Below are 25,372 nucleotides of genomic sequence, written 5' to 3' on the forward strand. Positions count from 1 at the left end.
CGTCGCCAGGGCCTGCCGGGGCTCGCAGTCAGCCAGGCGCGGTGCCGGAGTCCGTCGCCAGGGCCTGCCTCAGTTCGGCGCGTGCTGTGACCCCGAGCTTCGGGAAGATCCGGTGCAGGTGCGTGCTGACCGTCCGGTGCGACAGGTGCAGCCGCTCGCCGATCTCCTTGTTGGTCAGCCCGTCCGCCGCCATCCGCGCGATGGTCAGCTCGTGCTCGGTCAGCTCTCCGTTGCCGCCGCGCGACTCGCCGGACGCCCGCAGCTCCTCGCGGGCGCGTTCCGCCCAGTCCCTGGTGCCGAACGCCTCGAACGCCTCCGCGGCCGCCTTGAGGTGCGGCCGGGCCTGAGTCGCCCGGCGCTGCCTGCGCAACCACACGCCGAACGCGAGTTGTACGCGCGCCCGGTCCCACGGCGAGCTGCCGGTGTCGAGCGCCGCCTCGAACAACGCCTCGGCCTGGTCGTCCGCCGCCAGGAGGGCCCGCGCGTACCTCAGACCGGCCGCCAGCGCGGGCGAACTGGTGGCGGTGTCGAGCTCCTCCACGATCTTGCCGGCCTCGTCGGCGTTGCCGCTGCGAGTCGCGGCCTCGACCAGTTCGGGCAGCACGTACCGGCGCAACGCCAGCTGGTAGGCCGGATCGGACGGGTCGTGGACGCGGCGGACGGCGGCGAACGCGTCGGCGTAGCGGCCCTCACCGAGCGCGGCCAGGCTTCTGGCCAGCTGCACGGTGGCGAGGACGGGTCGCGCGCCCGCCGCGAGCCCGATGCGTTCGGCGACGGCCGCCAGTTCGGCCGACCGCTCGTACTCGCCGCGCAGGGCGGCGATCTCGGCTTGGACGGCGACGGCCAGGCCGCGCATGTACGGCTGGCCGGTCTCCTCGGCGAGGCGGGCGGCTTCCTCGGCTGCGGGTTCGGCGGCGGCGATGTCGCCCAGGCGGGTCCGGCTCCAGGCCTCGACGGCGAGGGCTCGGGCGAGAAGTCCGAACTGGCCTTGCGCACGGAAATCCCGTTGGGCGGCAAGGGAGAACCGGACGGAGTCGGCGAACGCGCCGACCTGGAGGGCGGCGCTGCCGAGCAGCCGGAGGGTGGCGGGGTCGTCGGCGATCGAGCCCAGCCGCTCGCCTGCGGGCTCCAGACCACCCCGGGCCACGCGCAGCCCGGCCACCACCGCGTCTCCCTGCCGCACCGGGCACACGTACGCCGTCATCGCCAGCATCCGCGGGTCGCACGGGTCGATCGGCAACCTGCGCGCCACCGCGGCGATCCGCTCCCGCACAGCCGCGCCGGGCTCGACCCAGAAGCAGCGCATCGCGACGCTCCAGAAGATCCGCAGGCCCAGTTCGACGTCACCGTCGGCCACCACGGACTCGGCCAGCCCGACCAGTTCGCCGGGTCCCGCCACACCCTCGCTCACGCCGTCGTCGAACGCCGTGGGCAACCACGTCACGAGCGCGCGCTCCCGTGTCGTGAGGTCCAGGCCGCGCACGTCCAGCAGGATTCGCTCGACGTCGTCGCGCCGTCCGGCCTCCGCCGCCAGCTCGGCCGCCCGCAACAACCGCCGGGCACGTTCACCGGCCTCGCCCAGAGCGGCAGCGCGTTCCAGAGCATGAACGGCGGCCACCGCGCCGCCACGCCGGAGCGCCCGGTCGGCCGTCTTCTCCAGCAGGCAGGCCACGTTCTCGTCGGCACCGGTCGCGGCGCCGGCCAGGTGCCACGCCCGCCGGTCGGGCTCGTCGGTCGCCCAGGCGAGCCGGCGATGGACCTCCCGGCGTTCGGAAACGCTTGCGGCGCCGACGATCGCCGACCTGATCAACGGATGCCGGAACGCGCCGTCCCGGTCGAGCAGCCTGGCCTCGACGGCAGGGGCGAGATCTGCGGAGGCCACGCCGCCGAGTGCCAAGGCGAGCAGCGACGACCGCACGTCCGCGGGCAGGGCCGAGGCGCGGGTGGCGAAGCTCTCCTCCAGGGAGTTGCCGCCGAACGGGAGTTCGGTGAGCGCCAACGGGTTCCCGGCCGCCTGGGCGAGCACCCACGAGCGGCGTCCGGGATCCAGGCCGGGCGCGACCGCGTCGAGCACCGCGAGGGACTCCGGCGATTCCAGCGGTGCCAAGGAGAGCGTGGGCACGCCGGCGAACAAGGGCGTCCGGGCGGCGAGAACCAGTGCGGCACCGGTGAGGCGGCGCGCCACGAACCCGAGGACGTCCTGGCTCGCCTGGTCCAGCCAGTGCGCGTCGTCGACCAGGACGACGGGCCGTGCCGCGCTCAGCAACTCCAGCGCGGCGAGCCCGACGAGGTGCACGGGTGGCGCGGGGCCGTCGGAGAGTCCCAGTACGACTTCCAGCGCGCCGCGCCGTGCACCGGGCAAAGTGGACAGTGCGAGGAACGGGTGCAGGACCTGGTGCAGTCCGGCGTAGGGCAGGTCCTGCTCGGCCTCGACGCCCGCGACCAGGTGGCCGTCGAGGCAGGACAGCAGTGCCGACTTGCCGACGCCGAGCTCGCCGACGATCAGCAGCGACCCGCCGCCCTCGGCCAGCGCGGCCAGCCGCTGCCGTTCCCGATCCCGCCCGACCAGCGACACCGCCCGACACCCCGTTCGTTGATCCGTCCGGACCAGACCAGAGTGTCAGAACGTCCAGACCGCGCGCTTGCCCGGACCCACGACCAGCGTGGACGTGCCCAGCTTCTCGACGTGCCGCGCGACCGGGCGGTTCAGGTCGAACTCGACGCGCTTGAGCCCGGTCTGTCCCATCGGCGCCTCGTCGAAGCGCATCGTGGTGCCCCCGCGCGAGGCCACGACGGAGCCCGGTCCGGTCCGCAGCGTGAACCCGCCCGCCCGCAGCAACGGCACGGTCGCGGCCAGGTCCGAGGCCGTGACGGCGACGCGGATGAGCGTGATGTCGCGCATCACCTTGTCCTTGTACGCGTCCGGCAGGTACCGCTCACGCGTGACGTCGCCGGGGAACTTCGCGGGACCCACCTTGCTGCGCGGGTCGGCCAGGTACTCGTCGCGGTACTCCATGGCCCAGGCGCCGAACCTGTCGTACCGCTCGATCAGGAACACCGAGTCGAACCACGGCACGGGCTTGCCGTCGCCGAAGTCGCGGGTCTGCAGGAAGTCGATCGGCTTCGCGCCCGCGGCGCGCAGCCTGGTCTTGAGCTTCTCGATGTCACCGTCGTGCTCGGTCGAGAGCCCGAGGCCGGCGGAGCCCAGTTCACCGTCCTGGCCCGGCACGTCACCGATGCCGAAGATCTCCAGGTAGGTCTCGCGGCCGCGCAGGTAACGGCCCGTCCAGACCCTGCCGTCCGCGCCGGTCGTGGTGCGGACCTCGACGCTCGCGAAGTCCTTGAGGTAACGCGAGTGCTCGACCGCGTCCGCGGTGACGCGGTCAAACGTTCCCCAAGCGTGGTTGTAGTACAACAACTGCCGCTCTCCTGCCAGTGCCGGACCCGCTCCCGACACGACCAGAACTACGGCCAAGATCATGCTCAACACCCGTCGGATCCCCATAGATTCAATCGTAAGAGGGACACGCTCAAGCCAGACTCGAGTCAGACGAAGGGGACTTTGTGTTGGACACCGCCCGGTGGACGGTTCTCGCCCCACTGCTGCAGGCCGCCACCGCCGGCCGTGACCTGCTCGACGACACGATCCGCAGGCTCACCCCCGAGGCCGTCGCCGGGGAGGTCCTGCGGGAGATCGGCGACCACGACGTCCGGCTCGACCTGCGCTTCGACCGTCGCACCACCAGCCACCTGTGCGCGGACGCCGAGGTCGTGATCACGCTCGACCTCGGCGATGCCGTGCGCGGCCTCTACGGCACCGACGAACGCCCGTGGCCGAGCCTCGCCGTCACGACCCCGGACCCCGATCTCGACGAGCGCGGGATCGGCGGGTGGTTCCAGGACCGCAAGGGCCTCGCGGAGTCGGTTCAGGAACTGCTGTCCGCGCTCAGGCCCGCCCACCGGGACCTGGGCGAGCTGGCCGTGGAGCACGGCTCGGACAAGTGGGGCGACCTGCACTGGTACACGCAGCACTACGAACGTCACTTCGCTCGCCTGCGCACCGAACCCGTGCGGGTGCTGGAGATCGGCATCGGCGGCTACGACGACCCGGACCGCGGCGGTGGCTCGTTGCGGATGTGGCAGCGGTACTTCCGGCGCGGCCTCGTCCACGGCCTGGACATCGCGCCCAAGAACGTCACCGGCCCGCGGATCATGACCGTGCTGGGCGACCAGTCCGACGCGGAGTTCCTCGATCGGCTGGGCCGCGACCTCGGCCCGTTCGACGTGATCATCGACGACGGCAGCCACCTCAACGAGCACGTGCGGACCTCGTTCCACGCGCTGTTCCCGCACGTCCGGGCGGGCGGGCTCTACGTCGTGGAGGATCTGCAGACCGCGTACTGGCCGAGCTGGGGCGGCCATCCCGAGGCGACCGCGGGCACGTCGATGGGGATGCTCAAGTCCTTTGTGGACGGCCTGAACCAGGCCGAGGTGCGCGCCCCTCGCGGCGAGGGTTCCTATCTGGAGCGCAACATCAGCGGGATCTCGTTCCACCACAACATCGCGTTCGTCGAGAAAGGACTGAACGCCGAGGAGGGCGGGCCCGCGTTCCTGCGCACCCTGGCCTAGGCGAGCAGAGCCGCGCCGGCACCCCCTCAGTCCGCGAGTCGCCTCAGCGCGGCCCTCGCAACCGACCTCACCCGCGGATCGGGGTCGGCGACCAGCAGCCTGACGTACATGGCGCCTGAGGGATCACGCAGGCGGCCGAGCGCCTCCGCGACACGGGCTCGCACCAGCGCGTCAGTCGCCGTGACCTCGGCGATCAGGCCGGTGCGGTTCCAGTCCGGCTTGTGGCCGATCAACCACATGTACGCCCGCTTGACTCGGGGATCGTGCAGGGAGCCCGACTGCGGAGGGCCTTCGATGCGGGCCAGACCTCGTCCCGCCGCGTGGCGAGCCGCCTTGTCCGGATGCCGGAAGAACAGGTGCCACAACGTGGGCAACGCGCGAGGATCACCGATGCGGGCCAGCGCGTCGGCCGCCACGGCGGCGTGCCGGGTGTCGCAGAGACGGATCAGCGTTGTCACCGCACGACCGCCGGCGTGCTTGGCGAGCACCTTCGCAGCCCGATCCCGCACTCGCACGTCCGGGTCGTCGCACGCCATCATCGCCACTTCGACCACATCAGCGCCCCCGGTCCGGCTCAGGGCCTGCAACGCCTCTTCACGCACCCACGCGCTGGCGTGTGCGAGCAGTTCCACGAGCGTCGGCCCGGCCTCAGGAGAACCGATCCTGCCCAGGGCCTGGATCTGCTGGACGGGCAGCTCATCGGTCCGCGCACTCTCACACAACGGCCCCACGGCCTCCACTGCGCGAAGCAGGCCCAGCGCGAGAGGAGCCTCGTGCTTCCACTCCGGATCGGACAGAGCCTCGATCAGCCTGGGAGTCACGCTCGCTGCGTTGCGGTGCAACCAGGACCTGTCGTTGCGCCAAGGCGGGTCCAACGGGGTGAACGCGCGTTCCCGCAACGCGGCTTCCGCGGCCGCCCCGCCGATCGCGGTGAGCCTGGCCGCCGCGTCGGCACGAAGCCAGCGCCACTGAGGCTCCGGCCTGCGCACGATCGACCCCAGCACCTCGACCTCGTCCGGGGTGCCCTCACCTCGCAGGTTCTCGATCGCGAGCTTGGCCGCGTGAGGACCGCCTTCGGCCGCTTTGTGCAGCAGCCGCTCCCGGTCCAGCAGGCCGGCGCCGCGCGCGGCCAGCACGGCGACGGCGGCCTCCCAGTCGTTCTCCGAGTCCCACCACTGTTCGGCGATCTCGGCCACCGCCGGGGTGGTCAGGCCGGTGGGCGTGCTGAGCACGCCGTAGATCATCCGGTGCGTGTCGGGGCCGGCCTCGCGCCGGTAGTCGGCGAGCAACTTCGGCAGCATGCTCGCGTCCAACGGCTCCACGGGTCCCGGTGAGCTCTTCGGCCAAGCGCGACGCTTGTCCGCGTCCAGCACCTCGCGCACCAGTTCCTCGTCGTGCCGCACTCGGGCTGAGGCCGGGGGCGACCAGCCTGGCGCACACCGCAGCGCTTCCACCACCCGCACGACCCGCCAGGGGACGCCCTCGCGCACGAGGTCGACCCCGGTAGCGGGAACGGCGTACAACCAGGCCGCCTGCTGGGCCGCCCACCCGCCGCCCCGTTCCTCGACGGCGCGGGCGACCCGTTCCAGATGGTCCAGGAACAGCCCACCGTCGTCCGTGAGCTGCCCCTGGTGTGCCCGCCTCGCGATGCGACGCGCTTTCGCGATCCCCATCGCGCCATTGAAACCCCGAAGATCTACGGAATCCAGTGGTTTCCGGAGACCGTGATCATCACCTGGAGCTGGATGCTCGCGCCGAAGTACGTGTCCGTGGCGATCGGCGTGTTCACCATCTTGTTCCACAACGCGTCCAGCCAGGCCTGGCTGCCCGGATCCGTCGTCGCCGCCACCGCGAACGGCGCCACGAAGGCCGCGTCACCGCCGCTGTTGATCTGCGTGCCGTTGAGCTGGTAGCCGACCGCGATCTTGCTCGGGTCGCCGCCGGTCTTGCCCTTGATCCACGAGTTCATCTTGCGCGCGGCGGCCAGTGACTTGCCGTCGCCGGTGAGGGCGGCGTCCGCGCCGATGCGCCACGGGTCGCGGCACGCGTTGTACCAGTACTTGCCGTCGGTCGCGGCCTCCTCGAGCACCTTGCCGACGGCGGGCCTCACCGTGGAGTTGGTGTCCTGCACGAAGTCCGGCAGCAGGCCGGTGCTCGCCGCGTACTTGGACTGCAGCGACGCGATCAGGTCCTGGTGCTTGGCGCGGATCGTGTCCCAGGCCCCGTCACCGGTCGCGTTGCGGAACGCCCTGAAGTGGTCGGCCATCCAGTCCGACGACCTGGAGCCGTAGTACGTCAGGCTGTCGTCCGGGCCTGACCAGTCGCCCATCAGCAGCAGGCCGGTGCTGGGGTTGATCAGGCTCTTCTTGATCGCGTTGACGTTCTTCACCGCGATCTGCTTGTAATTGTAGGTGCCCGCGCTGCCCCACTGCTTGTCGGCCAGCAGCAGGCCGTAGGCCGTGTCCATGTCGCCGTCGGTGGCGCTGTCGCTGCCGTTGACGCTCCTGCAGGCGGTGTCCTGCTCGGCGGCCAGCAGGTCGGGGTTGTTGACCGACGGGTGGGCCAGCTTGTACTTCAGCAGGCCGTCGAAGATCTTCTTCGCGTCCGGGTCGGCGCCCGCCATCTGCGCGGTGATCACCATGCCGTAGCCCTGCGCCTCGGCCACGTACGGGAACTTCGCGTCCGGCGAGATGACCTGGTACCAGCCGTTGCCGCAGTTCTGCTTGACGAACGCGGCCTTCCAGCGCTGGTAGTAGTCGACGATCTTGGCGTCCAAAGTGGACGCGCTGCCCGACGGCCGCAGGATCCCCGCCGCGTACGGGGTCTGCCTGCTGCCGAACGGATAGCCGAGACCGCTCGGGGGCGGAGACGTCGTGGTCGTCGGCGGAGTGGTCGTCGTCGGTGGGGTGCCACCGCCCACGCCGAACACCTCGAACTCCCACAACGAGTAGCCGTACGCGGTGCCGCGTGCCGTGCCGTAGACCCGCACGTACCGACCGGAGCCGGACAGCGTCAGGTCGTCGGTGCCGCCGTCACCGGCGCTGGTCGAGTACACGTCGGTCCACGCCGAGCCGTCGGAGGACGTCTGCACGCGGTACGACCTGGCGTACGCGGCCTCCCAGCTCAGCTTCACCCGGCTGATCGTGTGCGCCGAACCCAGGTCGACCCGCAGCCACTCCGGGTCGTGCCCCTCCACCGAGGCCCAGCGGGTCGACGTGCTGCCGTCGACCGCCTTGGCCGCCTCGAATCCCGACCCCTCGATGGAGGAGGCCGTCACCGCCTTGCCGCGGGAGACCAGTGGGTCCGCCGCCGATGCCATCGTCGTTCCCGCGACGAGGAGGCCGAGCACGAGCCCGGCCGCCCCCAACGCCATCGTTCTGCCGCCCACGACCGCCTCCAGCAATTAGTTAACAAAGCTGTCAATGCGAGTGGTTGGCGACGGTATGCAGGTCAGACCCCCTGAACAAGAGGTGCAGACCTTTGTTGCGCGATCGAACAGTGCTGGTCAGGGCACCCAGTGGTTGCCGGTCACCGTGATCATCACCTGGAGCTGGATGCTCGCGGAGAAGTAGCTGCTGGCGTCGATCGGCGTCTGGACCATCTTGGTCCACAGCGCGTCGAGCCACGCCTGGCTGCCCGGATCGGTTGCGGCCACGACCGCGAACGGCGCGAAGAACGCCGCGGCGCTGCCACCGGAGATCTGCGTGCCGTTGAGCTGGTAGCCCATGCCGATGTTGTTCGGGTTGTTGCCGGCCTTGGACTTCACCCACGTGTTGAGCTTGCGGGCCGCCGCAAGGGACTGGGAGTCGCCGCTGGTCACCGCGTCCGCGCCGATCCGCCACGGCACGCGGCAGGCGTTCCACCAGTACTTGCCGTCGTTGACGTCCTCCAGCACCTGACCGGCCGGCGGGCGCGGCGAGGAGTTCGTGTTCTCCACGAAGTCCGGCAGCAGGCCGGTGCCCGGTGCGAAGTTCTGCTGCAACTGCCCGATGAGGTTCTGGTGAGCGGAACGGATCGTGTCCCACGCCGCGTCACCCGTCGCCTTCCGGAACGCCCGGAAGTGGTCGACCATCCAGTCCGACGACCGCGAGAGGTAGTAGTACTGGTCGCCCGAGCTGGTCCAGTCGCCGAGCTTGAGCAGGTTCGTCGACGGGTTGACCTCGCTGGCCTTGATCGCGTTGACGTGCCGGATCGCCAGCTGCTTGTAGTTGTACGTGCCGGCGCTGCCCCACTGCCGGTCGGCGAGCAGCAGCCCGTAGGCCACGTCCATGTCGCCGTCCGTGGCGCCGTCGCCGCCGTTGACGCTGCGGCAGTTCACGTCCTGCTCGGCCGCGAGCAGATCCCGGTTGATCGAGGACGGGTGGTCGATCTTCCACTTCACCATGCCGTCGAAGATCTTCTTCGCGTCCGGGTCGGCGCCCGCCATCGTGGCGACGACGACCATGCCGTAGCCCTGCGCCTCGGCGACGTACGGGTGGTCGGCATCAGGCGAGATCACCTGGTACCAGCCGTTGCCGCAGTTCTGCCGCACGAACGCGGACTTCCAGCGCTGGTAGTAGTCCACCACCGCGGCGTCCAAAGTGGACGTCGAGCCGGACGGACGCAACGTGCCCGCCGCGTATGGGGTCTGCCGGCTGCCGAACGCGTAGCCGAGACCGTTCGAGGGCGGCGTCGTGGTCGTGGTCGTGGTCGTCGTCGGCGGGTTGCCGCCGGCCACGCCGTAGACCTCGACCTCCCACAGCGAGTAACCCCACGCCGTACCGCGCGCCGTGCCGAGAACCCGCACGTACCGACCGGCACCGGACACGGTCAGGTCGTCGACGCCACCGTCACCGGAGCTGGTCGAGAACACGTCCGTCCACGCCGAACCCTCCGGAGAGGTCTGCACGCGGTAACCCCTGGCGTACGCGGCCTCCCAGTTCAGCTTCACCCGGCTGACCGTGTGCGCCGCGCCGAGGTCGACCCGCAGCCACTCGGAGTCGCTGCCCTCCGCCGACGCCCACCTGGTCGTCGTGCTGCCGTCCACGGCCTTCGCCGCCTCCAGCCCGGCGCCCTCGACCGAGGACGCCGTGACCGCCTTGCCCTGCGAGACCAGTGGGTCCGCCGCCGTCGCACTGGTCGTCCCCGCCACCAGGAGACCAATCACGAGCCCGACCGCACTGACCGCCGCCAACACCGCTCGTCTGTCCACAACCACCTCAGCCAATTGGTTAACAAACCTGCCTAAAGGGGCAATGGCGGCGACCTTAGGCGGGCCGGTCGACTTTGGACAAGAGGTGTGGACCGGTCATCTCGACCGAAATCGGTTGCGGAAACTACCCCCAGACCTTCCGGACGGCCTCCGCGATCGAGACGGCCTGCGCGTACCCGGCCTCAGCAGCGGGTTTGCGCTTGGCCGGGTCCAGCAGGTTCGTGCCGATGGCGGCCAGGGCGGCACTGTCGGGACTCACCACGATCGACGGCACCCCGAGCTTCGCGGCCTGCGCGCCGGGCGTCGCGGCCGGACTGGCCGCCCGCGTGATCGGCGCGATGACCACGACCCGCGAGTACCCGGCGGCGAGGTCGACGTTCGCCACGGACCGCATGCCGCCGTCCATGTACCGGCTGCCGTTGATGCTGACCGGCGGCCACACCAGCGGCACCGCACAACTCGACGCCACCGCGTTCACCAGCGGCACCCCGCTGTCCCGGTCGAACGCCACGAACTTCCCGTTCGCCACGTCGACGGCGGTGACCTTGAGCGCACGCTCCGGCCAGTCCTTAGTGGACAGTCGACTGTCGAACACCGCCAGCCGCAACTCCTCCGACGGCGTACGGGCCTTCAGCGCGGCCCGTCCGAGCCGGGCCCGCTTCTGCGCGGGCGACCCCGGCATCACGTAGGAAAGCGCGTACCTGACGACCATCCACGAGGTCAACCGGGCCGGGATCTCCCCGTCGGGCGGCGACAACTGACCCGCGTAGAGGTCAGCGAGCACACCACCGCCCGCCAGTTCGGTGGCCACCACCGATCCGGCGGACGTCCCCACGAACAGGTCGGCGTCCGTCAGATCGACGCCCTGTTCGGCGAGTCCGTGCAAAATCCCGGTCTCCCAGGCGATTCCGGTGACACCACCGCCACCCAGCACCAACGCGCGTTCTCCGGTCACAGTGGTCATCCTATGGAGTGGGACGAGTTCCTGGTGCATGAGCTAGGTTGGTAGCCTTTAAAGTGAAACCGAGAAGCGCTGCAACGGGCCGTGCGCCTGCCACGCTCGGCTTCGTTCCACCACGAACAAGGGCGCTTCCGGACTTTTCGGGAGCGCGCGTGAGTGGACTCAAATCCCTGCTGGACCAGCGAATCGCGGTGCTGGACGGCGCCTGGGGCACGATGTTCCAGCAGGCCAAGCTCTCGCCACAGGACTACTACGGCGATGAGTACGAAGGCCACGTCCCCGACGTCGCCGGCGACCCGGACCTGCTCAACCTCACGCGCCCGGACCTGGTGCTCGACGTGCACCGCCAGTACCTCGCGGCGGGCGCGGACATCACGACCACCAACACGTTCACCGCCACCTCGATCGGCCAGGCCGACTACGGGCTGGAGAGCCGCGTCCGCGAGATGAACATCGCCGGCGCGCGGATCGCCCGCCAGGCCGCGGACGAGTTCGGCGGCCGGTTCGTCGCCGGATCGGTCGGCCCGCTCAACGTCACGCTGTCGCTGTCGCCCAAGGTCGAGGACCCCGCGTACCGCGCCGTCACGTTCGAGCAGGTCAAGGCCTCCTACGCGGAGCAGATCTCGGCGCTGCACGAGGGCGGCGTCGACCTGCTGCTGATCGAGACGATCTTCGACACCCTCAACTGCAAGGCCGCCATCGCCGCCGCCCGCGAGGTCGCGCCCGACCTGCCGCTGTGGATCTCGGTGACGATCGTCGACCTGTCCGGCCGCACGCTGTCGGGCCAGACCGTCGAGGCGTTCTGGGACTCGATCGCGCACGCCGAGCCGCTGGTCGTCGGCGTGAACTGCTCGCTGGGCGCCGAGGAGATGCGCCCGCACGTCGCCGACCTGGCGCGACTCGCGAACACCTACGTGGCCTGCCACCCCAACGCCGGTCTGCCCAACGCGTTCGGCGGCTACGACGAGACGCCGGACGAGACGGCCGCTCTGCTGAAGGACTTCGCGGACAAGGGCATCGTCAACGTCGTCGGCGGCTGCTGCGGCACCTCCCCCGCGCACATCAAGGCCATCGCCGACGCCGTGCGCGGGACCGACGCCCGCGAGGTGGTCAAGCCCCGCCACACCACCCGCTACAGCGGCCTGGAGACGTTCGAGATCGGCCCCGACACCGGGTTCGTGATGATCGGTGAGCGCACCAACGTCACCGGCTCGGCGAAGTTCCGCAGGCTGATCGAGTCCGACGACCACAACGCCGCGCTCACCGTGGCGCTGGACCAGGTGCGCGGCGGCGCGAACCTGCTGGACGTCAACATGGACGCCGACCTGCTCGACGGCGAGCAGGCGATGACGACGTTCCTGAACCTGATCGCGACCGAGCCGGAGATCGCCCGCATCCCGGTGATGATCGACAGCTCCCGCTGGACCGTGCTGGAGGCCGGGCTGCGGTGCGTGCAGGGCAAGGGCGTGGTCAACTCGATCAGCCTCAAGGAGGGCGAGGAGCCGTTCCTGCGGCAGGCCCGCACGATCCGCGACTACGGCGCCGGTGTCGTCGTGATGGCGTTCGACGAGCAGGGCCAGGCCGACACGACCGACCGCAAGGTCGAGATCTGCGGCCGCGCCTACGACCTGCTGACGCAGAAGGTCGGCTTCCCGGCCGAGGACATCATCTTCGACCCGAACGTGCTCGCCGTCGCGACCGGCATCGAGGAGCACAACGGCTACGCCAGGGCGTTCATCGACGCGCTGCCGCGGATCAAGGAGCGATGTCCCGGTGTCCGCATCAGCGGCGGCATCTCGAACCTGTCGTTCTCCTTCCGCGGCAACGACGTCGTCCGGGAGGCCATGCACTCGGCGTTCCTGTTCCACGCCGTGCAGGCCGGCCTGGACATGGGCATCGTCAACGCCGGACAGCTCGTCGTCTACCAGGACATCAAGGCCGACCTGCTGGAACTGGTCGAGGACGTCATCTTCAACCGCCGCGAGGACGCGACGGACCGGCTCGTCACGCACGCCGAGACCGTCAAGGGCCCCGGCCAGAAGCGGGTCGTCGACCTGTCGTGGCGCGAGGCCCCGGTCGGCAAGCGGCTGGAGCACGCGATCCTGCACGGCGTCGTCGACTTCATCGAGGAGGACACCGAGGAGGCCCGCGCCGCGCTGCCGCGTCCGCTGGACGTCATCGAGGGCCCGCTGATGGACGGCATGAAGATCGTCGGCGACCTGTTCGGCGCGGGCAAGATGTTCCTGCCGCAGGTCGTGAAGAGCGCCCGCGTGATGAAGCGCGCCGTCGCGTACCTGGAGCCGTTCATGGACGCCGAGCCCAAGGCGACGGCCGGCGGCAACGGCAAGGTCGTGCTCGCCACGGTCAAGGGCGACGTCCACGACATCGGCAAGAACATCGTCGGCGTCGTGCTGGGCTGCAACAACTACGAGGTGATCGACCTCGGCGTGATGGTGCCGGCCGCGAAGATCCTCGACACGGCGATCAAGGAGCACGCCGACGTCATCGGCCTGTCCGGGCTGATCACGCCGTCACTGGACGAGATGGTCTCGGTCGCCGAGGAGATGCAGCGGCGCGGCATGAAGCTGCCGTTGCTGATCGGCGGGGCGACGACCTCGAAGCAGCACAACGCCGTGAAGATCGCCCCGGTCTACGACGAGCCGGTCATCCACGTCCTCGACGCGTCCCGGGTCGTCGGCGTCGTCTCCGACCTGCTGGACGACCGTCGCGCGCACGACCTGAACATCGCGAACCGCGCGGAACAGGCCCGGTTGCGCGAGCAGCACGAAAACCGCAAGTCCGTGCCGTTGCTCAAGCTCGACGAGGCGCGGGCGAATCGGGAGGAGGTCGATTTCTCCGATCTGCCGACTCCGCAGTTCACCGGTACTCGCCTGATGACGCCTTCTCTCGCCGAACTGCGCGAGTTCATCGACTGGACGTTCCTGTTCCTCGCCTGGGAGCTGAAAGGCAAGTTCCCGGCGATCCTCGAACAGCCGGTGGCGCGCGAACTGTACGACGACGCGACCGAGTTGCTCGACGAAATCGTCGCCGGGGAATTGTTCGAGGCAAAGGGCGTGTACGGGTACTGGCCCGCGCATTCCGACGGTGACGACATCCTGCTCGACAACGGCGTGCGGATCCCGATGCTGCGCCAGCAGACCAAGAAACCGTTGTCGCGCCCCAACCGCTGCCTGTCCGACTACGTGGCTCCCGAGGGCGACCACATCGGCGGGTTCGCCGTGACCATCCTGGGCGCCGGGAAGCTGGCCGCGAAGTACGAGGCCCAGAACGACGACTACCGCGCCATCATGGTGAAGGCGCTGGCAGACCGGCTCGCCGAGGCGTTCGCCGAGTGGATCCACCTGCGGGCCCGGCGCGACTGGTTCGAGCCGGACGCCCAGCCGGAACTCGCTGACCTGCACGCGGAGAAGTTCCGCGGCATCCGGCCCGCGCTGGGCTACCCGGCCTGCCCCGACCACACCGTGAAACGCGAACTGTTCGACCTGCTGGCCGCGGAGGAAATCGGGATCTCGCTCACTGAATCGTTCGCGATGAACCCGGCGGCGAGCGTGAGCGGCCTGATCTTCCAGCACCCCGGCGCGAAGTACTTCACGGTCGGGCGACTGGGCCGCGACCAGGTGCAGGACTACGCGACGCGGTACGGCAAGCCGCTCGCGGAAGTCGAGCAGTGGCTGCGCCCGAACCTCGGTTACGAACCCGCCTGACCGTTCCTCAACGTGAAAGCGCTTCCCGGTACTGGCAGGCGTTATCCGGTTTGGCACCAAGAGATGTAGCATCGGCCGCTCTGGAGATCAATCACCCGTAGGTCGAGCGAGCCCGAGGTCATCCATGCGAGCTGCGGCGCTGGTGCTGGGTCTGGTGCTGTTAGCGGGCTGCGGTGCCGCCGCGGAGTCCGAGGCGCTGCCTCACATCGGCTTCGTGGTCAAGCGCACGGGTGGCTCCTTCGCTCAGGAGATGACCAGCGGCTTTCACGAGGGCGTCGGCCGCATCGGCGGGGTCAGCGCGACGGTGACGGGACCTCCCGGACAGGACGGGCACAAGGAAGTCGAGTTGTTCCGGGATTTGACGATGGCCGCGAAAGGCGGAATCGCCGTGGCGACGTCCGAGCCCGCGCTGATGGCGCCGTCCATCGGTGAGGCGCTCACTCAGCGCGTGGCCGTGGTCGGTGTGGACATGCGACTCACCGCGAGTTCCGGCGTGAAACTCCACATCGGTAACGACGACTACGAACTCGGCGAAAAGCTGGCTGACGAGTTGATGCGCCGATTGCCCCCGGACGCGACCGGAACAGTGGTGCTGGGAAACACGGCACCGGGACTCGCCGGGTTCGACGACCGGGCCGAGGGAATCCGGGGCCGGTTCGCCGAAAAGCTACCGGGGGTAGTGGTGCTGGGGCCGTTCGACACGCAACGTGACGACGCCGCGAATCGCGACGCGTGGAAACGTCTCGTGGCGGCGAACCCGGACGCACTCGCGTTCGTTGGTACGGGCGACTGCGACGGAATCAACCTCGCGGCGCTGAAGACGGAGAAGTCGGCGAGGTGGCTGGTGGGCGGTTTCGGGGTCGACCCGAGAACGTTGCAGGCGGTGCGGGACGGCGCGATGGTCGCGACGATCTCGCCGGAGCACTACCTCAAGGGCGCCGTCGCCGGCTGGCTGCTCGCCCGGCACGCGAAGGGCGGGGCGGCACTGCCGGAGGGCTGGATCGAGACGCCAGGGCTGACGGTGACCACCGGGAACCTGGACCAGATCCTGCACCGGCAGGAGTCGGAGAAGGCGCGCAAGGACTTCTTCCAGCCTCAGATCGACAGCTTCGTCGAGGATCCGGCGAGCTGGGTGCGACCGTTGGAGCAGGCACGGTGAGCTTTTGGGAAGGCCGCGCCACCGCGAAGGTGGCGACGGTGGGGCTGACGTTCGGGCTGCTGGTCCTCGCGGGACTGGCGCTGTGGAGCAGTGTCAGCGCGCAGGACACCACCGCGCACGTGCGGCAGCTCAACGAGACCAGTGAGCGGTGGGCCCGCGTGCTGGAACACATCAACGTCGCCGACAACGCGTTGCGGGACCTTCAGGTCGCGCGCACCGAGCAGACCGTCGAGCCGCTGGAGAACTCCGCCGGCTCCGCGCGCGGCGAGCTGGAGTGGTTGCGCACCAGCGGCATGCCGTCCGACGCCGCGGTGGCGTCGAGGCTGCTGCCGTTCTACGACCAGACCACGGACATCCTGCGCAAGGTCGTCGCCGGCACCGACCCGCTGCAGGCCGACCAGGCCTCGCTCGCGCACTCGTCGTTGCGGCGCCAGATCTCCGCGGAGATCGGCGCCAAGCGGCTCGACACCACCGAGTACCTGCGCGAGGCCGACGAGAAGAACGCGCGGCTGCGGGTCGCCCAGATCGTGGCGTTCGGGCTGGACGCGGTCCTGGTGGCGCTGTTCGGCGGGGTGCTGCTGGGCTACCGCCGCAAGATACTGCGCCAGGCCGCCAAGAACGAGCACGAGGCCCACCACGACGCCCTGACCGGGCTGGCCAACCGCACGCTGCTCGCGCGGCGGATGGACGTGGCCGTGGACAAGGCGCGCAAGAAGGACGAGCCGCTGGCGTTGCTGATCGTGGACCTGGACAGGTTCAAGGAGGTCAACGACTCGCTCGGGCACCACACCGGCGACCTGCTGCTGCGCCAGGTGGCGAACCGCCTGTCGTGGGCGGTGCGCGACACGGACCTGGTGGCGCGGCTGGGCGGCGACGAGTTCGCCGTGCTGCTGCCCGGCGTCGGCTCGGCGGAGAACGCGGGCATGGTCGCGGAGAAGATCCTCCAGGCACTGGCGATGCCGGTGACGCTGGAGGGCCTGGAGCTCGAGATAGCGGGCAGCGTCGGTGTGGCGCTGTGCCCGTCGGACTCGGGCGACGGCCACGAACTGCTGCGGCACGCGGACATCGCGATGTACGCGGCGAAGCGCGAGAAGTCCGGTGTGGCCGTGTACGACGCCCGCCTGCACGAACGCGGCGCCGCGCACCTCACCGCGGTGACGGAGCTTCGGCACGCGATCGACCGCGGCGAACTGTTCCTGCACTACCAGCCCAAGGCGCTGGCCGACACGGGCGCGGTGTGCGGCGTCGAGGCCCTGGCCCGCTGGCAGCACCCGACGCGCGGGCTCGTGCGTCCCGACGAGTTCATCCCGATCGCCGAGGAGAACGGCCTCATCGAGCCGTTGACCCGCTACGTGATCGACGCGGCGCTGCGCCAGTGCCGCACGTGGCAGGACGCGGGCTGGGAGGTGCCGGTCTCGGTGAACGTGGGCGCGGCCTGCCTGCACCACACCGAGTTCCCCGGCGACGTGGCCGACCTGATCAAGCGCCACGGCTTGCCGGCCCGGTTGCTGACGCTGGAGATCACCGAGTCCGCGATCATCTCGGACCCGGACCGCGCGGTGGAGGTGTTGCGCGGCCTGACCGAGCTGGGCGTGCGGCTGTCCATCGACGACTTCGGCACCGGCTACTCGTCCATCTCCTACCTGCGCAGCATGCGGGTGCACGAGATGAAGCTCGACCGGTCGTTCGTCACGCACATGTGCACCGACGCCGGTGACAGCGCGATCGTGCACGCCCTGGTGGCGCTGGCCCGCAACTTCGGGCTGCAGGCCGTCGCGGAGGGCGTGGAGGACCAGGACACCTGGACGGCTTTGGCCGCGGCCGGATGTGACGTGGTGCAGGGGTATTTCCTCAGCGAGCCGTTGCCCGCCGAGGAAATCGTTGCCTGGCTAGGAGATCGGGCGGCCGCTCACGCGTAAAAATCGGTGTCCCGCCATTGGTTGATGAACGGCTGCATGAAGTCGACCATGGCGGGCAACTGGTCCGCGACCGACAGGTAGGCGATGACCCGGATCGCGCCGACGGCGTTGACGAACCTGAGCACCTCCTTGTCGAGCGGGCGCAGGCCGTTCTTGGTGGCGCCCCGGTCGTAGGCGGCTTCGAGCTCCAGGCCGAGGCCGCCCAGGTCCCATTCGACCGGGCCGTACGTGATCAGCTCGAAGTCGGAGAACAACGGGCCGCCGGTGCTCGCGAAGATGTTCGCGGGCGGCGAGTCGCCGTGGATGGGCTGAAGTTCGATGCCGGGGAACTTCGCTTGGAACGCGTCCTGGGAGCTGACGAGCGGCTCCAGTACCTCCCATTCGGCCCGTGCCCTCCGCAGGTCCTCCGCGGTGACGATGTCCAGGCCCTCAAGCCTTTCCAGGCCTTCCCGGACGAACTGCGGTTCCGCTGACGACAGGAAGCCGAGCTCGCCGGGATAGTCCTCGAGGGCCTTGTGCAGGTCGGCGGTGAGCTCGGAGTTCTTGACGTAGTCCGGTTCCTGGGACTTGTCCTCGTCGGTGAACGGCCAGAACGTGATGGAGAAACCGTCGCGCTGCACGGGTTTGCGCTCGACGAGTGGGCTCGGCGGGATGACCGGGGTGCCCTGCTCGTGCAGCCACTGGGCCACGTCGAGCTCCTGTTGCTGGCGCCTGGCCAGGCTTTCGAGCGTCGTGGTGTGCGGCAGGACGGTCGGGATGCGGGCCACGACCGGCGACGGCGCGAGGTGCACGACTACGGAGAACAGTTCGTAGAGGACCTTGCCCTCGGTGATCTCCAGGCCGAGTTCGCGACCGGCGGCGACGGCGGCTTCGGTGGCCGCGGCAGTGCGATTGGCGATGTCCTCGGGGGTCGCGAAGGCTGTCATGGCACGATCGTGCCACGACCCCTGGGCCGAACGCAGATCATTTACGGTGGGCTCATGGTCGACCGCCACCTGATCGACGCCCACGTCCTGCTCGTCCGCGACGGCGAGGTGCTGCTCACCCGGCGCCGCGACCCCGACCCTCGTTTCGACGGCCTCTGGCACCTGCCGTCCGGCAAGCTCGACGCGGGCGAGTCCGTGCTCGCCGCCGCCGTGCGCGAGGCTTCGGAGGAGGTCGGGGTGCGGATCGATCCCGGCGACCTGCGGCACGTGCACACGTCGCACGCCAACGGGTTCGGTGTGGAACCGCGGCTCGGCCTGTACTTCGAGGTCCGGCGCTGGAGCGGCGAGCCGGAGAACCGCGAGCCCGAGAAGTGTTCGGAGGTGCGGTGGTTCGGGCTCGACGCGCTGCCCGGCGACATCATCGCGTATCCCGCCGCCGGCATCGCCGGCTATCTCGCGGGCGAGGCGTTCAGCGTGCTCGGGTGGGACCTCACCGGCGCAACCCGTCCAGGACGAGGGTGATGACACCGTCGGCCTCGGCCCTCCAGTCAGGCCGGTCGTGGGCCGCACCGATGCCGTGCAGCGCCATCATGACGGCACCGGCCCCCACGTCGTCGCGGACGGCACCGGCCTGCACGGCGGTGGCCACGAGGTCGGTGACGGCCTGTTCCAGCGCCCGGCTGCCCTCGGCGAGCGTGTCCGAACCCGCCCCCATGAGCGTGGCCAGCGTCCGGGCGAGGCCCCGGTGGGTGTGCAGGTAGTCGACCATCGCACGGAGAAAGGCTGCCAGTGCCTCCCCCGCGGGCAACGTGGCCTGCAACCGGCGGGCGCGCTCGCACAGCGCGGCGACCTGGTCGTGGTAGACCGCCTCGGCGAGTGCCTCCCTCGTGGGGAAGTGGCGGTACAGCGTGCCGGTGCCCACGCCCGCCAGGCGGGCGAAGTCGTCGAAGCGCAGGTCGAAGAACTCCCCGGCGTCGAAGACCTCCCGTGCCTTGGCCAGCAGGGCCTCCCGGTTGCGCAGGGCGTCGGCGCGTAGCGGCTTGGCGGCGTTCATGCGCTCCCTCGTGGTTGACAAACGGAGACCATCTCCATATTTTCGGAAGTGGAGACAGCCTCCGTTTCATCGTAGCCCACGAGGTGCCGTGTGAAGATCCTGATGTTCGGCCGAGGCGTGATCGCCACCGTGTACGGATGGGCTCTGGAACGGGCCGGGCACGACGTCGAGTTCTACGTCCGGCCCGGTCGCGCGGCGGAGTACGGGCCGACGGTCGACCTCGACCTGATCGACCTGCGGCGGCGGTTGCGGGGACGGCCTGTCCGCGAGGAGTGGCCGGTGCGCTTCCGCGAGGAACTGGCGCCGGACCACGACTTCGACCTGATCGTGCTGAGCGTGGGGCACCACCGTCTGGCGGAGGCAGCGGCCTTCCTGGCACCGCGCGTCGGCAAGGCGACGGTGCTGGTCTCCGGCAACGTCTGGACCGAACCGGCGGACGCGGTCGGCGCCCTCCCGCTCGCCCAGGTCGCCTGGGGCTTTCCGATGGCAGGCGGCGGTTTCGGCGAGGACGGCGTGCTGCGCGGAATGCTGATGCCGCTGATCGTCTTCGGCACGATCGGCGGGCTGACGGACCGGGAACAGGCCGTGCGTCAGGTGTTTCGCGAGGCCGGGTTCCGGATCAAGGAGGTGCCCCGTCTCCGCGACTGGCTGCTGATCCACTTCGTGTCGGACGCGGGCATTCACTCGCAGGGCCTGAGGCTGGGCTCGCTGGCCGACCTGGCGGGACGCCGGCACGACCTGCGCGAGGCGATTCTGGCCGGCCGCGAACTTCTGCCTCTCTTGGAGGCACGCGGTGTCGACCTGCGCCGCGGCACACTGTTCCTCCGCGCGCCGGCCTGGCTGACGGCGTCCGTGTTCGCCTTGCTGACCGCTCGTTTCCCACCGGCCCGCTTGAGCTTCACGGCGCACTCCGACCCCCATGCCGTGGAGCCCCGGGAGATCTGCCGGGACACCCTGGCGGAAGCGCGCCGGCTGGGCGTCCCCGCACCCCGGCTGGCCGCGGCGGAACCGTACTTCGCGGCCCAGGCCTGAACTCGGGTTACCGTGGACGGATGGCACTCGTGCACCCGCCCGGCCTGACGAGGTTCCGGACGCACGACCTGCCCGGCTCGCGCAGGCTGACCGGGTGGGAGGAGCACAACGCCCGTGCCCTGGTGGGGCTGCGCGTCACGACCGACCGCCCGTTCAACGGCACCGAGGTGAACCTGACGCTGCCCCGGCTGCAGGTGGCGCGGGTGAGCGGGTCGCCGCACGCCGTCGAACGGGACGTCCGGCAGATCGCCGAGCACCCGGCCGACGGTGTGGTCGTCTACTTCTCGATTGCCGGGGAAAGTCGCTTCGAGCACCGGGGCGGCCGTGAACTGGTCGTCCCCGGTCAGGCACTCGTGCTGGACGGCGACCAGCCGTTCCGGCGCGAGTTCTCGGACGGCCTCACCGAACTCGTGCTGAAGGCGCCGCGTCGTGGACCCGTGCGGCCTCAGGTGTTCAGCTTCCGGGACAACGCGCACGCGCACGCGTTGGTGAGCGCGCTGTCGGGTGCGTTGCGCGGCCCCGCCGACTGGGACGGGCTGGAGCACACAGCCACAGACCTGCTCGACACGCTGCTCGGCGCCCGCACCCCGACCGCGGACCTGGCCGCCGCCCACGCTTTCATCGCCGCTCATCTGCACGAGCCGGAGTTGTGCGCGCTCCGGATCGCCGCCGCGATCGGATACTCCGAACGTCATCTCTCGCGGTTGTTCGCGAAGTCCGGCCAGAGCGTGCCGCAGGCGATCCTGAACGCGCGGCTCGACGCGGCCCGGCTGGTGCTGGCCGAGCCGATCTCGCTGGCCGAGGTCGCCGCGCGGCACGGTTTCGTGTCACAGGCGCACTTCTCCCGCACCTACCGGGCGCGGTTCGGGGTGACGCCCCGGCAGGACCGGGCGGCGCTGCGGTCCTGAGTTTTTGCCTGTTTCCGCCACGTGCGGGCGCACGGCCCTCGTGGCGACACACGACTGTCACCGTTCCGTCATGGTGACTTTCCACGACGGTCTCACCGACACGTCCCCGCCGGCGAGCACAGTGGTCGAGACCGATGTGCTGATCGTGGGATCGGGTCCGGCCGGGGCCTCCGCAGCGCTGTTCCTGTCCACTCTGGGCGTTCCGAACATCATGATCACGAAGTACCGGTGGACCGCGAACACCCCTCGCGCGCACATCACCAACCAGCGCACGATGGAGATCTTCCGCGACGTCGGCATCGAGGACCAGGTGCTCGCCGACGCCACACCGCACCACCTGATCGGCGACACGGTGTTCTGCACCGCGATCACCGGCGAGGAGATCGGCCGCATCCTCACGTGGGGCAACCACCCCGCCCGGCACGCCGACCACGTGCTCGCCTCGCCGTCGCTCAACTGCGACATCCCGCAGACCTACCTGGAGCCGATCCTCGTCCGCAACGCCACGGCACGCGGCACGCAGACCCAGTTCAGCACCGAATACCTGGGGCACACGCAGGACTCCGACGGCGTGACCGTGCGGGTGCTCAACCGGCTGACCGGAACCGAGTACTCGATCCGGGCCAAGTACCTGATCGGCGCGGACGGCGCTCGGTCCGCCGTGGCCGCCGACCTGGACCTGCCCTACGAGGGCCAGATGGACGTCGCCGGGTCCATGAACATCACCTTCAAGGCCGACCTCTCCGAACTCTGCCGGCACCGGCCTTCGGTGCTGTACTGGGTGATCCAGCCCGGCGCGAACGTCGGCGGGATCGGCGCCGGGCTCGTGCGGATGGTCCGGCCGTGGAACGAGTGGCTGATCGTCTGGGGCTTCGACCTCGCGCAGGGCGTGCCCGAGGTGACCGACGACGACGCGTTGCAGATCGTGCGCAACCTCGTCGGCGATCCGGCGCTCGACGCGGAGATCACCGGGATCTCGTTGTGGGGCAACAACGAGCAGTACGCCACGCGGTTGCAGCGCGGCCGGGTGTTCTGCGCCGGGGACGCCGTGCACAAGCATCCGCCGAGCAACGGGCTCGGTTCCAACACCTCGATCCAGGACTCCTACAACCTGGCGTGGAAGCTCGCTCTGGTCCTCAACGGCCAGGCCGGCTCTTCGTTGCTGGAGACCTACTCCGCCGAACGTGCTCCCGTGGCGCGGCAGATCGTGACGCGGGCCAACAAGTCCGCTCGCGAGTTCGGTGCGCTCTTCGACGCCCTCGGGCTCGACGCTTCTCAGTCCGCCGACGAGATGGACGCGCGCATCGAGGAGCGCAAGGACAGCAGCCTCGCGGGTGCCGCCAAGCGTGCCGCCGTCCGGGAGGCCATGGAGCTGAAGAACTACGAGTTCAACGCGCACGGCGTGGAGATGGGTCAGTCGTACGTCTCCAGCGCGGTTGTGGCCGACGGCGGTGAGCGGCCCGAACCGTCACGGGATCCGGAGCTGTACTACGAACCGTCGACCTGGCCCGGAGCGCGGCTGCCGCACGCCTGGGTCGGCGACAGCAGGAGCAAGCTCTCCACCCACGACCTGGTGCCGTACGGGCAGTTCACGCTGCTGACGGGGATCACCGGCGAGGCGTGGGCCGACGCGGCGCAGAAGGCGGCCGACCGGCTCGGCGTGCCGCTGCGGACCGTGGTCATCGGTCCAGGACGCGCGGTCACGGACCTCTACTTCGACTGGTCGCGACTGTCCGGTGTGGACGAAGACGGCGCGGTGCTGGTGCGGCCGGACAAGCACGTCGCGTGGCGCGGCACGTCGTTGCCCGCGGACCCGGAAGCGGAGCTGATGTCCGTCCTGACCACGATCCTGAGCCGGGAGGAGAGCGCGTGACCTGGCAGTTCGAGCACGTCACGCTCGGCCAGCGGGTGCGGTTCGGCACCGGCACGGCGGCGGACGACGTCGCCGCGGAGGTCGCCCGCCTTGGCTCCCGGCGGGTGCTGCTGATCTCCTCCAAGCCTGTTCCCGAGGTGACGGCGAAGATCGACGTGGCCGCACATTGCACGGACGTGGCGCCACACGTCCCGGTGGAGAACGCCGAACGCGCCCGCGCGCTGGCCTTGGAGTCCGGGGCGGACCTGCTGGTGAGCGTCGGCGGCGGCTCCACGACCGGCCTCGCCAAGGCGGTCGCGCTAACTACCGGCCTGCCGATCGTCGCCGTGCCGACCACCTACGCGGGCTCGGAGGCGACCAACGTGTGGGGCCTCACCGAGGCCGCGCGCAAGACCACCGGGGTCGACGACCGGGTCCTGCCGGTGACCGTCGTCTACGACGCGGCCCTCACGGCGTCGCTGCCGCTGGACCTGTCGATCGCCTCCGGGTGCAACGCGCTGGCGCACTGCGTGGACTCGATGTGGGCCCCGCGCGCCGATCCGATCAACCAGGCGCTGGCGCTGGAAGGCGTTCGGGCGTTGAGCCGCGGGCTTCGCCTGGTCAGCGACGCCGAGGGTCGCGAGTTGATGCTCCACGGCGCCTACCTGGCCGCCGTGGCGTTCGCGTCGGCGGGTTCCGGCCTGCACCACAAGATCTGCCACGTGCTCGGCGGCGCCTACAACCTCCCGCACGCCCAGACGCACACGGCGATCCTGCCGCACGTGCTGGCTTTCAACGCCCCCGCGGTCCCCGAGGCAGCCGCCAGGATCACGGAGGCACTCGGTGGCGGGCTCCTCGACCTGTACGACGAAATCGGTGCCTCACATGAGCTTCATGGCGTGCCTGACGTTCGCGAGGCCGCGCGTCTCGTGTTGCCGTCCGTGCCCGAGTCGAACCCTCGCCCCGTCACCGAGGACGACCTGATCTCCCTGCTCGCCGCTGCCCAGAAGGGGCTCGACGCATGACCGCCCAGCACCGCATCGAGGAACAGCTCACCGACGAGGTCATCGCGTCGTTCGCGCGCACACCGGACCCGCGACTCAAGGTGCTGATGGAGGCGCTCACCCGGCACCTGCACGCGTTCATCCGCGAAACCCGCCTCACCGAAGAGGAATGGACGCGGGGCATCGAGTTCCTGACCGCCGCCGGGCACATCACCGACGACAAGCGGCAGGAGTTCATCCTGCTGTCCGACGTGCTGGGTGCCTCGATGCAGACCATCGCGGTGAACAACGAGGCCTACGAGAACGCCACGGAGGCAACGGTCTTCGGCCCGTTCTTCGTGGAGGAGTCGCCGCTGGTCGGCGTCGGAGGGGACATCGCAGGGGGCGCCGCCGGAACTCCGTGCTGGGTCGAGGGAACCGTGCGCGACGCCTTGGGCAACCCGGTGCCGGGCGCGCGGATCGAAGTGTGGGAGGCCGACGAGGACGGCTTCTACGACGTGCAGTACACCGACTCACGGGTGGCGGGCCGAGGCCACCTGTTCTCCGGCGAGGACGGCGGTTTCGCGTTCTGGTGCACGACGCCGACCCCGTATCCGATCCCGCACGACGGCCCGGTGGGCGCCCTGCTGGACGCCGTGGACCGCTCCCCCGTGCGCGCCGCCCACCTGCACTTCATGGTGTCGGCGCAGGACTTCCGCACGCTCGTCACGCACATCTTCGTCGAGGGCGATCCGCAGCTGGAGATCGGCGACTCGGTGTTCGGGGTCAAGGAGTCGCTGATCAAGCGGTTCGACGAGCAGCCGGCCGGTGCGCCGACGCCGGACGGGAGGGCGCTGGGCGACAAGCCCTGGGCGCGCTCCCGGTTCGACATCGTGCTGGCCCCTGGCCAGAACAAGGCCTAGTGGCGCGACCCAGAACGTTGACTGGGTAATTCACGCTCAGCAGGGCACCTCGTCGTACCGCCCCCACGCCCACGTACAACCAGTACGAGGACGTGGGGGCGGTACGACGA

18 protein-coding genes and 1 riboswitch are annotated in these 25,372 nt (G+C 70.0%); of the genes, 10 read left to right on the plus strand and 8 right to left on the minus strand.

Going from position 1 to position 25,372, the window contains the following annotated elements; translation table 11 throughout:
• Positions 1-28: 28 nt before the first annotated feature.
• Together BM417_RS43355 and BM417_RS43360 are read right to left on the minus strand one after the other, a co-directional pair.
• Positions 29-2,575, minus strand: coding sequence for a helix-turn-helix transcriptional regulator (locus BM417_RS43355; RefSeq protein ID WP_093605951.1), 2,547 nt, complete (start codon positions 2,573-2,575; stop codon positions 29-31).
• Positions 2,576-2,620: 45 nt separating this feature from the next.
• Positions 2,621-3,481, minus strand: a complete 861-nt coding sequence (locus tag BM417_RS43360) for a DUF5829 family protein (protein ID WP_093606056.1) — start codon at positions 3,479-3,481, stop codon at positions 2,621-2,623.
• Between the two features lie 83 nt (positions 3,482-3,564).
• Here BM417_RS43360 and BM417_RS43365 point away from each other — a divergent pair, with 83 nt between their 5' ends.
• Positions 3,565-4,629 (plus strand): methyltransferase domain-containing protein, encoded by a 1,065-nt coding sequence (locus BM417_RS43365; protein WP_093605952.1) that lies wholly within the window; start codon positions 3,565-3,567, stop codon positions 4,627-4,629.
• A 26-nt stretch (positions 4,630-4,655) separates the two neighbouring features.
• On the opposite strand, the gene BM417_RS43370 is transcribed toward BM417_RS43365, so the two are convergent.
• From BM417_RS43370 to BM417_RS43385, 4 genes are all read right to left on the minus strand, one after another.
• Complete coding sequence (locus BM417_RS43370; RefSeq protein ID WP_093605953.1) at positions 4,656-6,302, minus strand: HEAT repeat domain-containing protein; 1,647 nt, start codon at positions 6,300-6,302, stop codon at positions 4,656-4,658.
• Positions 6,303-6,325: 23 nt separating this feature from the next.
• Complete coding sequence (locus BM417_RS43375) at positions 6,326-8,017, minus strand: glycosyl hydrolase family 8 (protein WP_218164748.1); 1,692 nt, start codon at positions 8,015-8,017, stop codon at positions 6,326-6,328.
• A gap of 117 nt (positions 8,018-8,134) precedes the next feature.
• Positions 8,135-9,775, minus strand: a complete 1,641-nt coding sequence (locus BM417_RS43380; protein WP_218164749.1) for a glycosyl hydrolase family 8 — start codon at positions 9,773-9,775, stop codon at positions 8,135-8,137.
• 169 nt (positions 9,776-9,944) lie between these two features.
• Entirely contained in the window at positions 9,945-10,775 is an 831-nt protein-coding gene (locus tag BM417_RS43385) for a patatin-like phospholipase family protein (RefSeq protein WP_245822767.1), read from the minus strand.
• A gap of 64 nt (positions 10,776-10,839) precedes the next feature.
• A riboswitch (S-adenosyl-L-homocysteine riboswitch) is annotated at positions 10,840-10,919 on the plus strand.
• Positions 10,920-10,933: 14 nt separating this feature from the next.
• Here BM417_RS43385 and metH point away from each other — a divergent pair.
• From metH to BM417_RS43400, 3 genes are all read left to right on the plus strand, one after another.
• Positions 10,934-14,506, plus strand: coding sequence for a methionine synthase (gene metH / locus BM417_RS43390; RefSeq protein WP_093605956.1), 3,573 nt, complete (start codon positions 10,934-10,936; stop codon positions 14,504-14,506).
• A 124-nt stretch (positions 14,507-14,630) separates the two neighbouring features.
• Positions 14,631-15,665: a sugar ABC transporter substrate-binding protein gene (locus BM417_RS43395; RefSeq protein ID WP_093605957.1), complete on the plus strand. Its 1,035-nt coding sequence runs from the start codon at positions 14,631-14,633 to the stop codon at positions 15,663-15,665.
• Complete coding sequence (locus BM417_RS43400) at positions 15,662-17,584, plus strand: putative bifunctional diguanylate cyclase/phosphodiesterase (RefSeq protein ID WP_093605958.1); 1,923 nt, start codon at positions 15,662-15,664, stop codon at positions 17,582-17,584. Before BM417_RS43395 ends, BM417_RS43400 begins: the two co-directional genes overlap by 4 nt.
• Here the strand turns inward: BM417_RS43400 and BM417_RS43405 are convergent.
• Complete coding sequence (locus BM417_RS43405; RefSeq protein WP_093605959.1) at positions 17,575-18,510, minus strand: phosphotransferase; 936 nt, start codon at positions 18,508-18,510, stop codon at positions 17,575-17,577. The two genes, BM417_RS43400 and BM417_RS43405, sit on opposite strands and share 10 nt — an antisense overlap.
• A gap of 54 nt (positions 18,511-18,564) precedes the next feature.
• Between BM417_RS43405 and BM417_RS43410 the strand changes: the two genes are divergently transcribed.
• Complete coding sequence (locus BM417_RS43410) at positions 18,565-19,032, plus strand: NUDIX hydrolase (RefSeq protein WP_093605960.1); 468 nt, start codon at positions 18,565-18,567, stop codon at positions 19,030-19,032.
• Here the strand turns inward: BM417_RS43410 and BM417_RS43415 are convergent.
• On the minus strand, positions 19,001-19,564 hold the full coding sequence (locus BM417_RS43415) for a TetR/AcrR family transcriptional regulator (RefSeq protein ID WP_093605961.1): 564 nt from the start codon (positions 19,562-19,564) through the stop codon (positions 19,001-19,003). The genes BM417_RS43410 and BM417_RS43415 overlap by 32 nt on opposite strands.
• A 90-nt stretch (positions 19,565-19,654) precedes the next feature.
• Between BM417_RS43415 and BM417_RS43420 the strand changes: the two genes are divergently transcribed.
• The 5 genes from BM417_RS43420 to BM417_RS43440 all read left to right on the plus strand — a co-directional run bounded on the left by BM417_RS43420 (position 19,655) and on the right by BM417_RS43440 (position 25,262).
• Positions 19,655-20,596 carry a ketopantoate reductase family protein gene (locus tag BM417_RS43420; protein ID WP_093605962.1) on the plus strand — a complete coding sequence of 314 codons (942 nt, stop codon included), beginning with the start codon at positions 19,655-19,657 and terminating at the stop codon, positions 20,594-20,596.
• A 20-nt stretch (positions 20,597-20,616) separates the two neighbouring features.
• Entirely contained in the window at positions 20,617-21,504 is an 888-nt protein-coding gene (locus tag BM417_RS43425; RefSeq protein ID WP_177320943.1) for a helix-turn-helix transcriptional regulator, read from the plus strand.
• A 70-nt stretch (positions 21,505-21,574) separates the two neighbouring features.
• Positions 21,575-23,377 (plus strand): FAD-dependent oxidoreductase, encoded by a 1,803-nt coding sequence (locus BM417_RS43430; protein WP_093605963.1) that lies wholly within the window; start codon positions 21,575-21,577, stop codon positions 23,375-23,377.
• Positions 23,374-24,381 (plus strand): maleylacetate reductase, encoded by a 1,008-nt coding sequence (locus BM417_RS43435; protein ID WP_093605964.1) that lies wholly within the window; start codon positions 23,374-23,376, stop codon positions 24,379-24,381. Before BM417_RS43430 ends, BM417_RS43435 begins: the two co-directional genes overlap by 4 nt.
• Positions 24,378-25,262, plus strand: coding sequence for a dioxygenase family protein (locus BM417_RS43440; protein ID WP_093605965.1), 885 nt, complete (start codon positions 24,378-24,380; stop codon positions 25,260-25,262). The genes BM417_RS43435 and BM417_RS43440 overlap by 4 nt, the downstream gene beginning before the upstream one ends.
• Positions 25,263-25,372 lie beyond the last annotated feature (110 nt).

The sequence above is a fragment of the Lentzea waywayandensis genome, assembly GCF_900115955.1.
Classification (GTDB): Bacteria; Actinomycetota; Actinomycetes; order Mycobacteriales; family Pseudonocardiaceae; genus Lentzea; species Lentzea waywayandensis.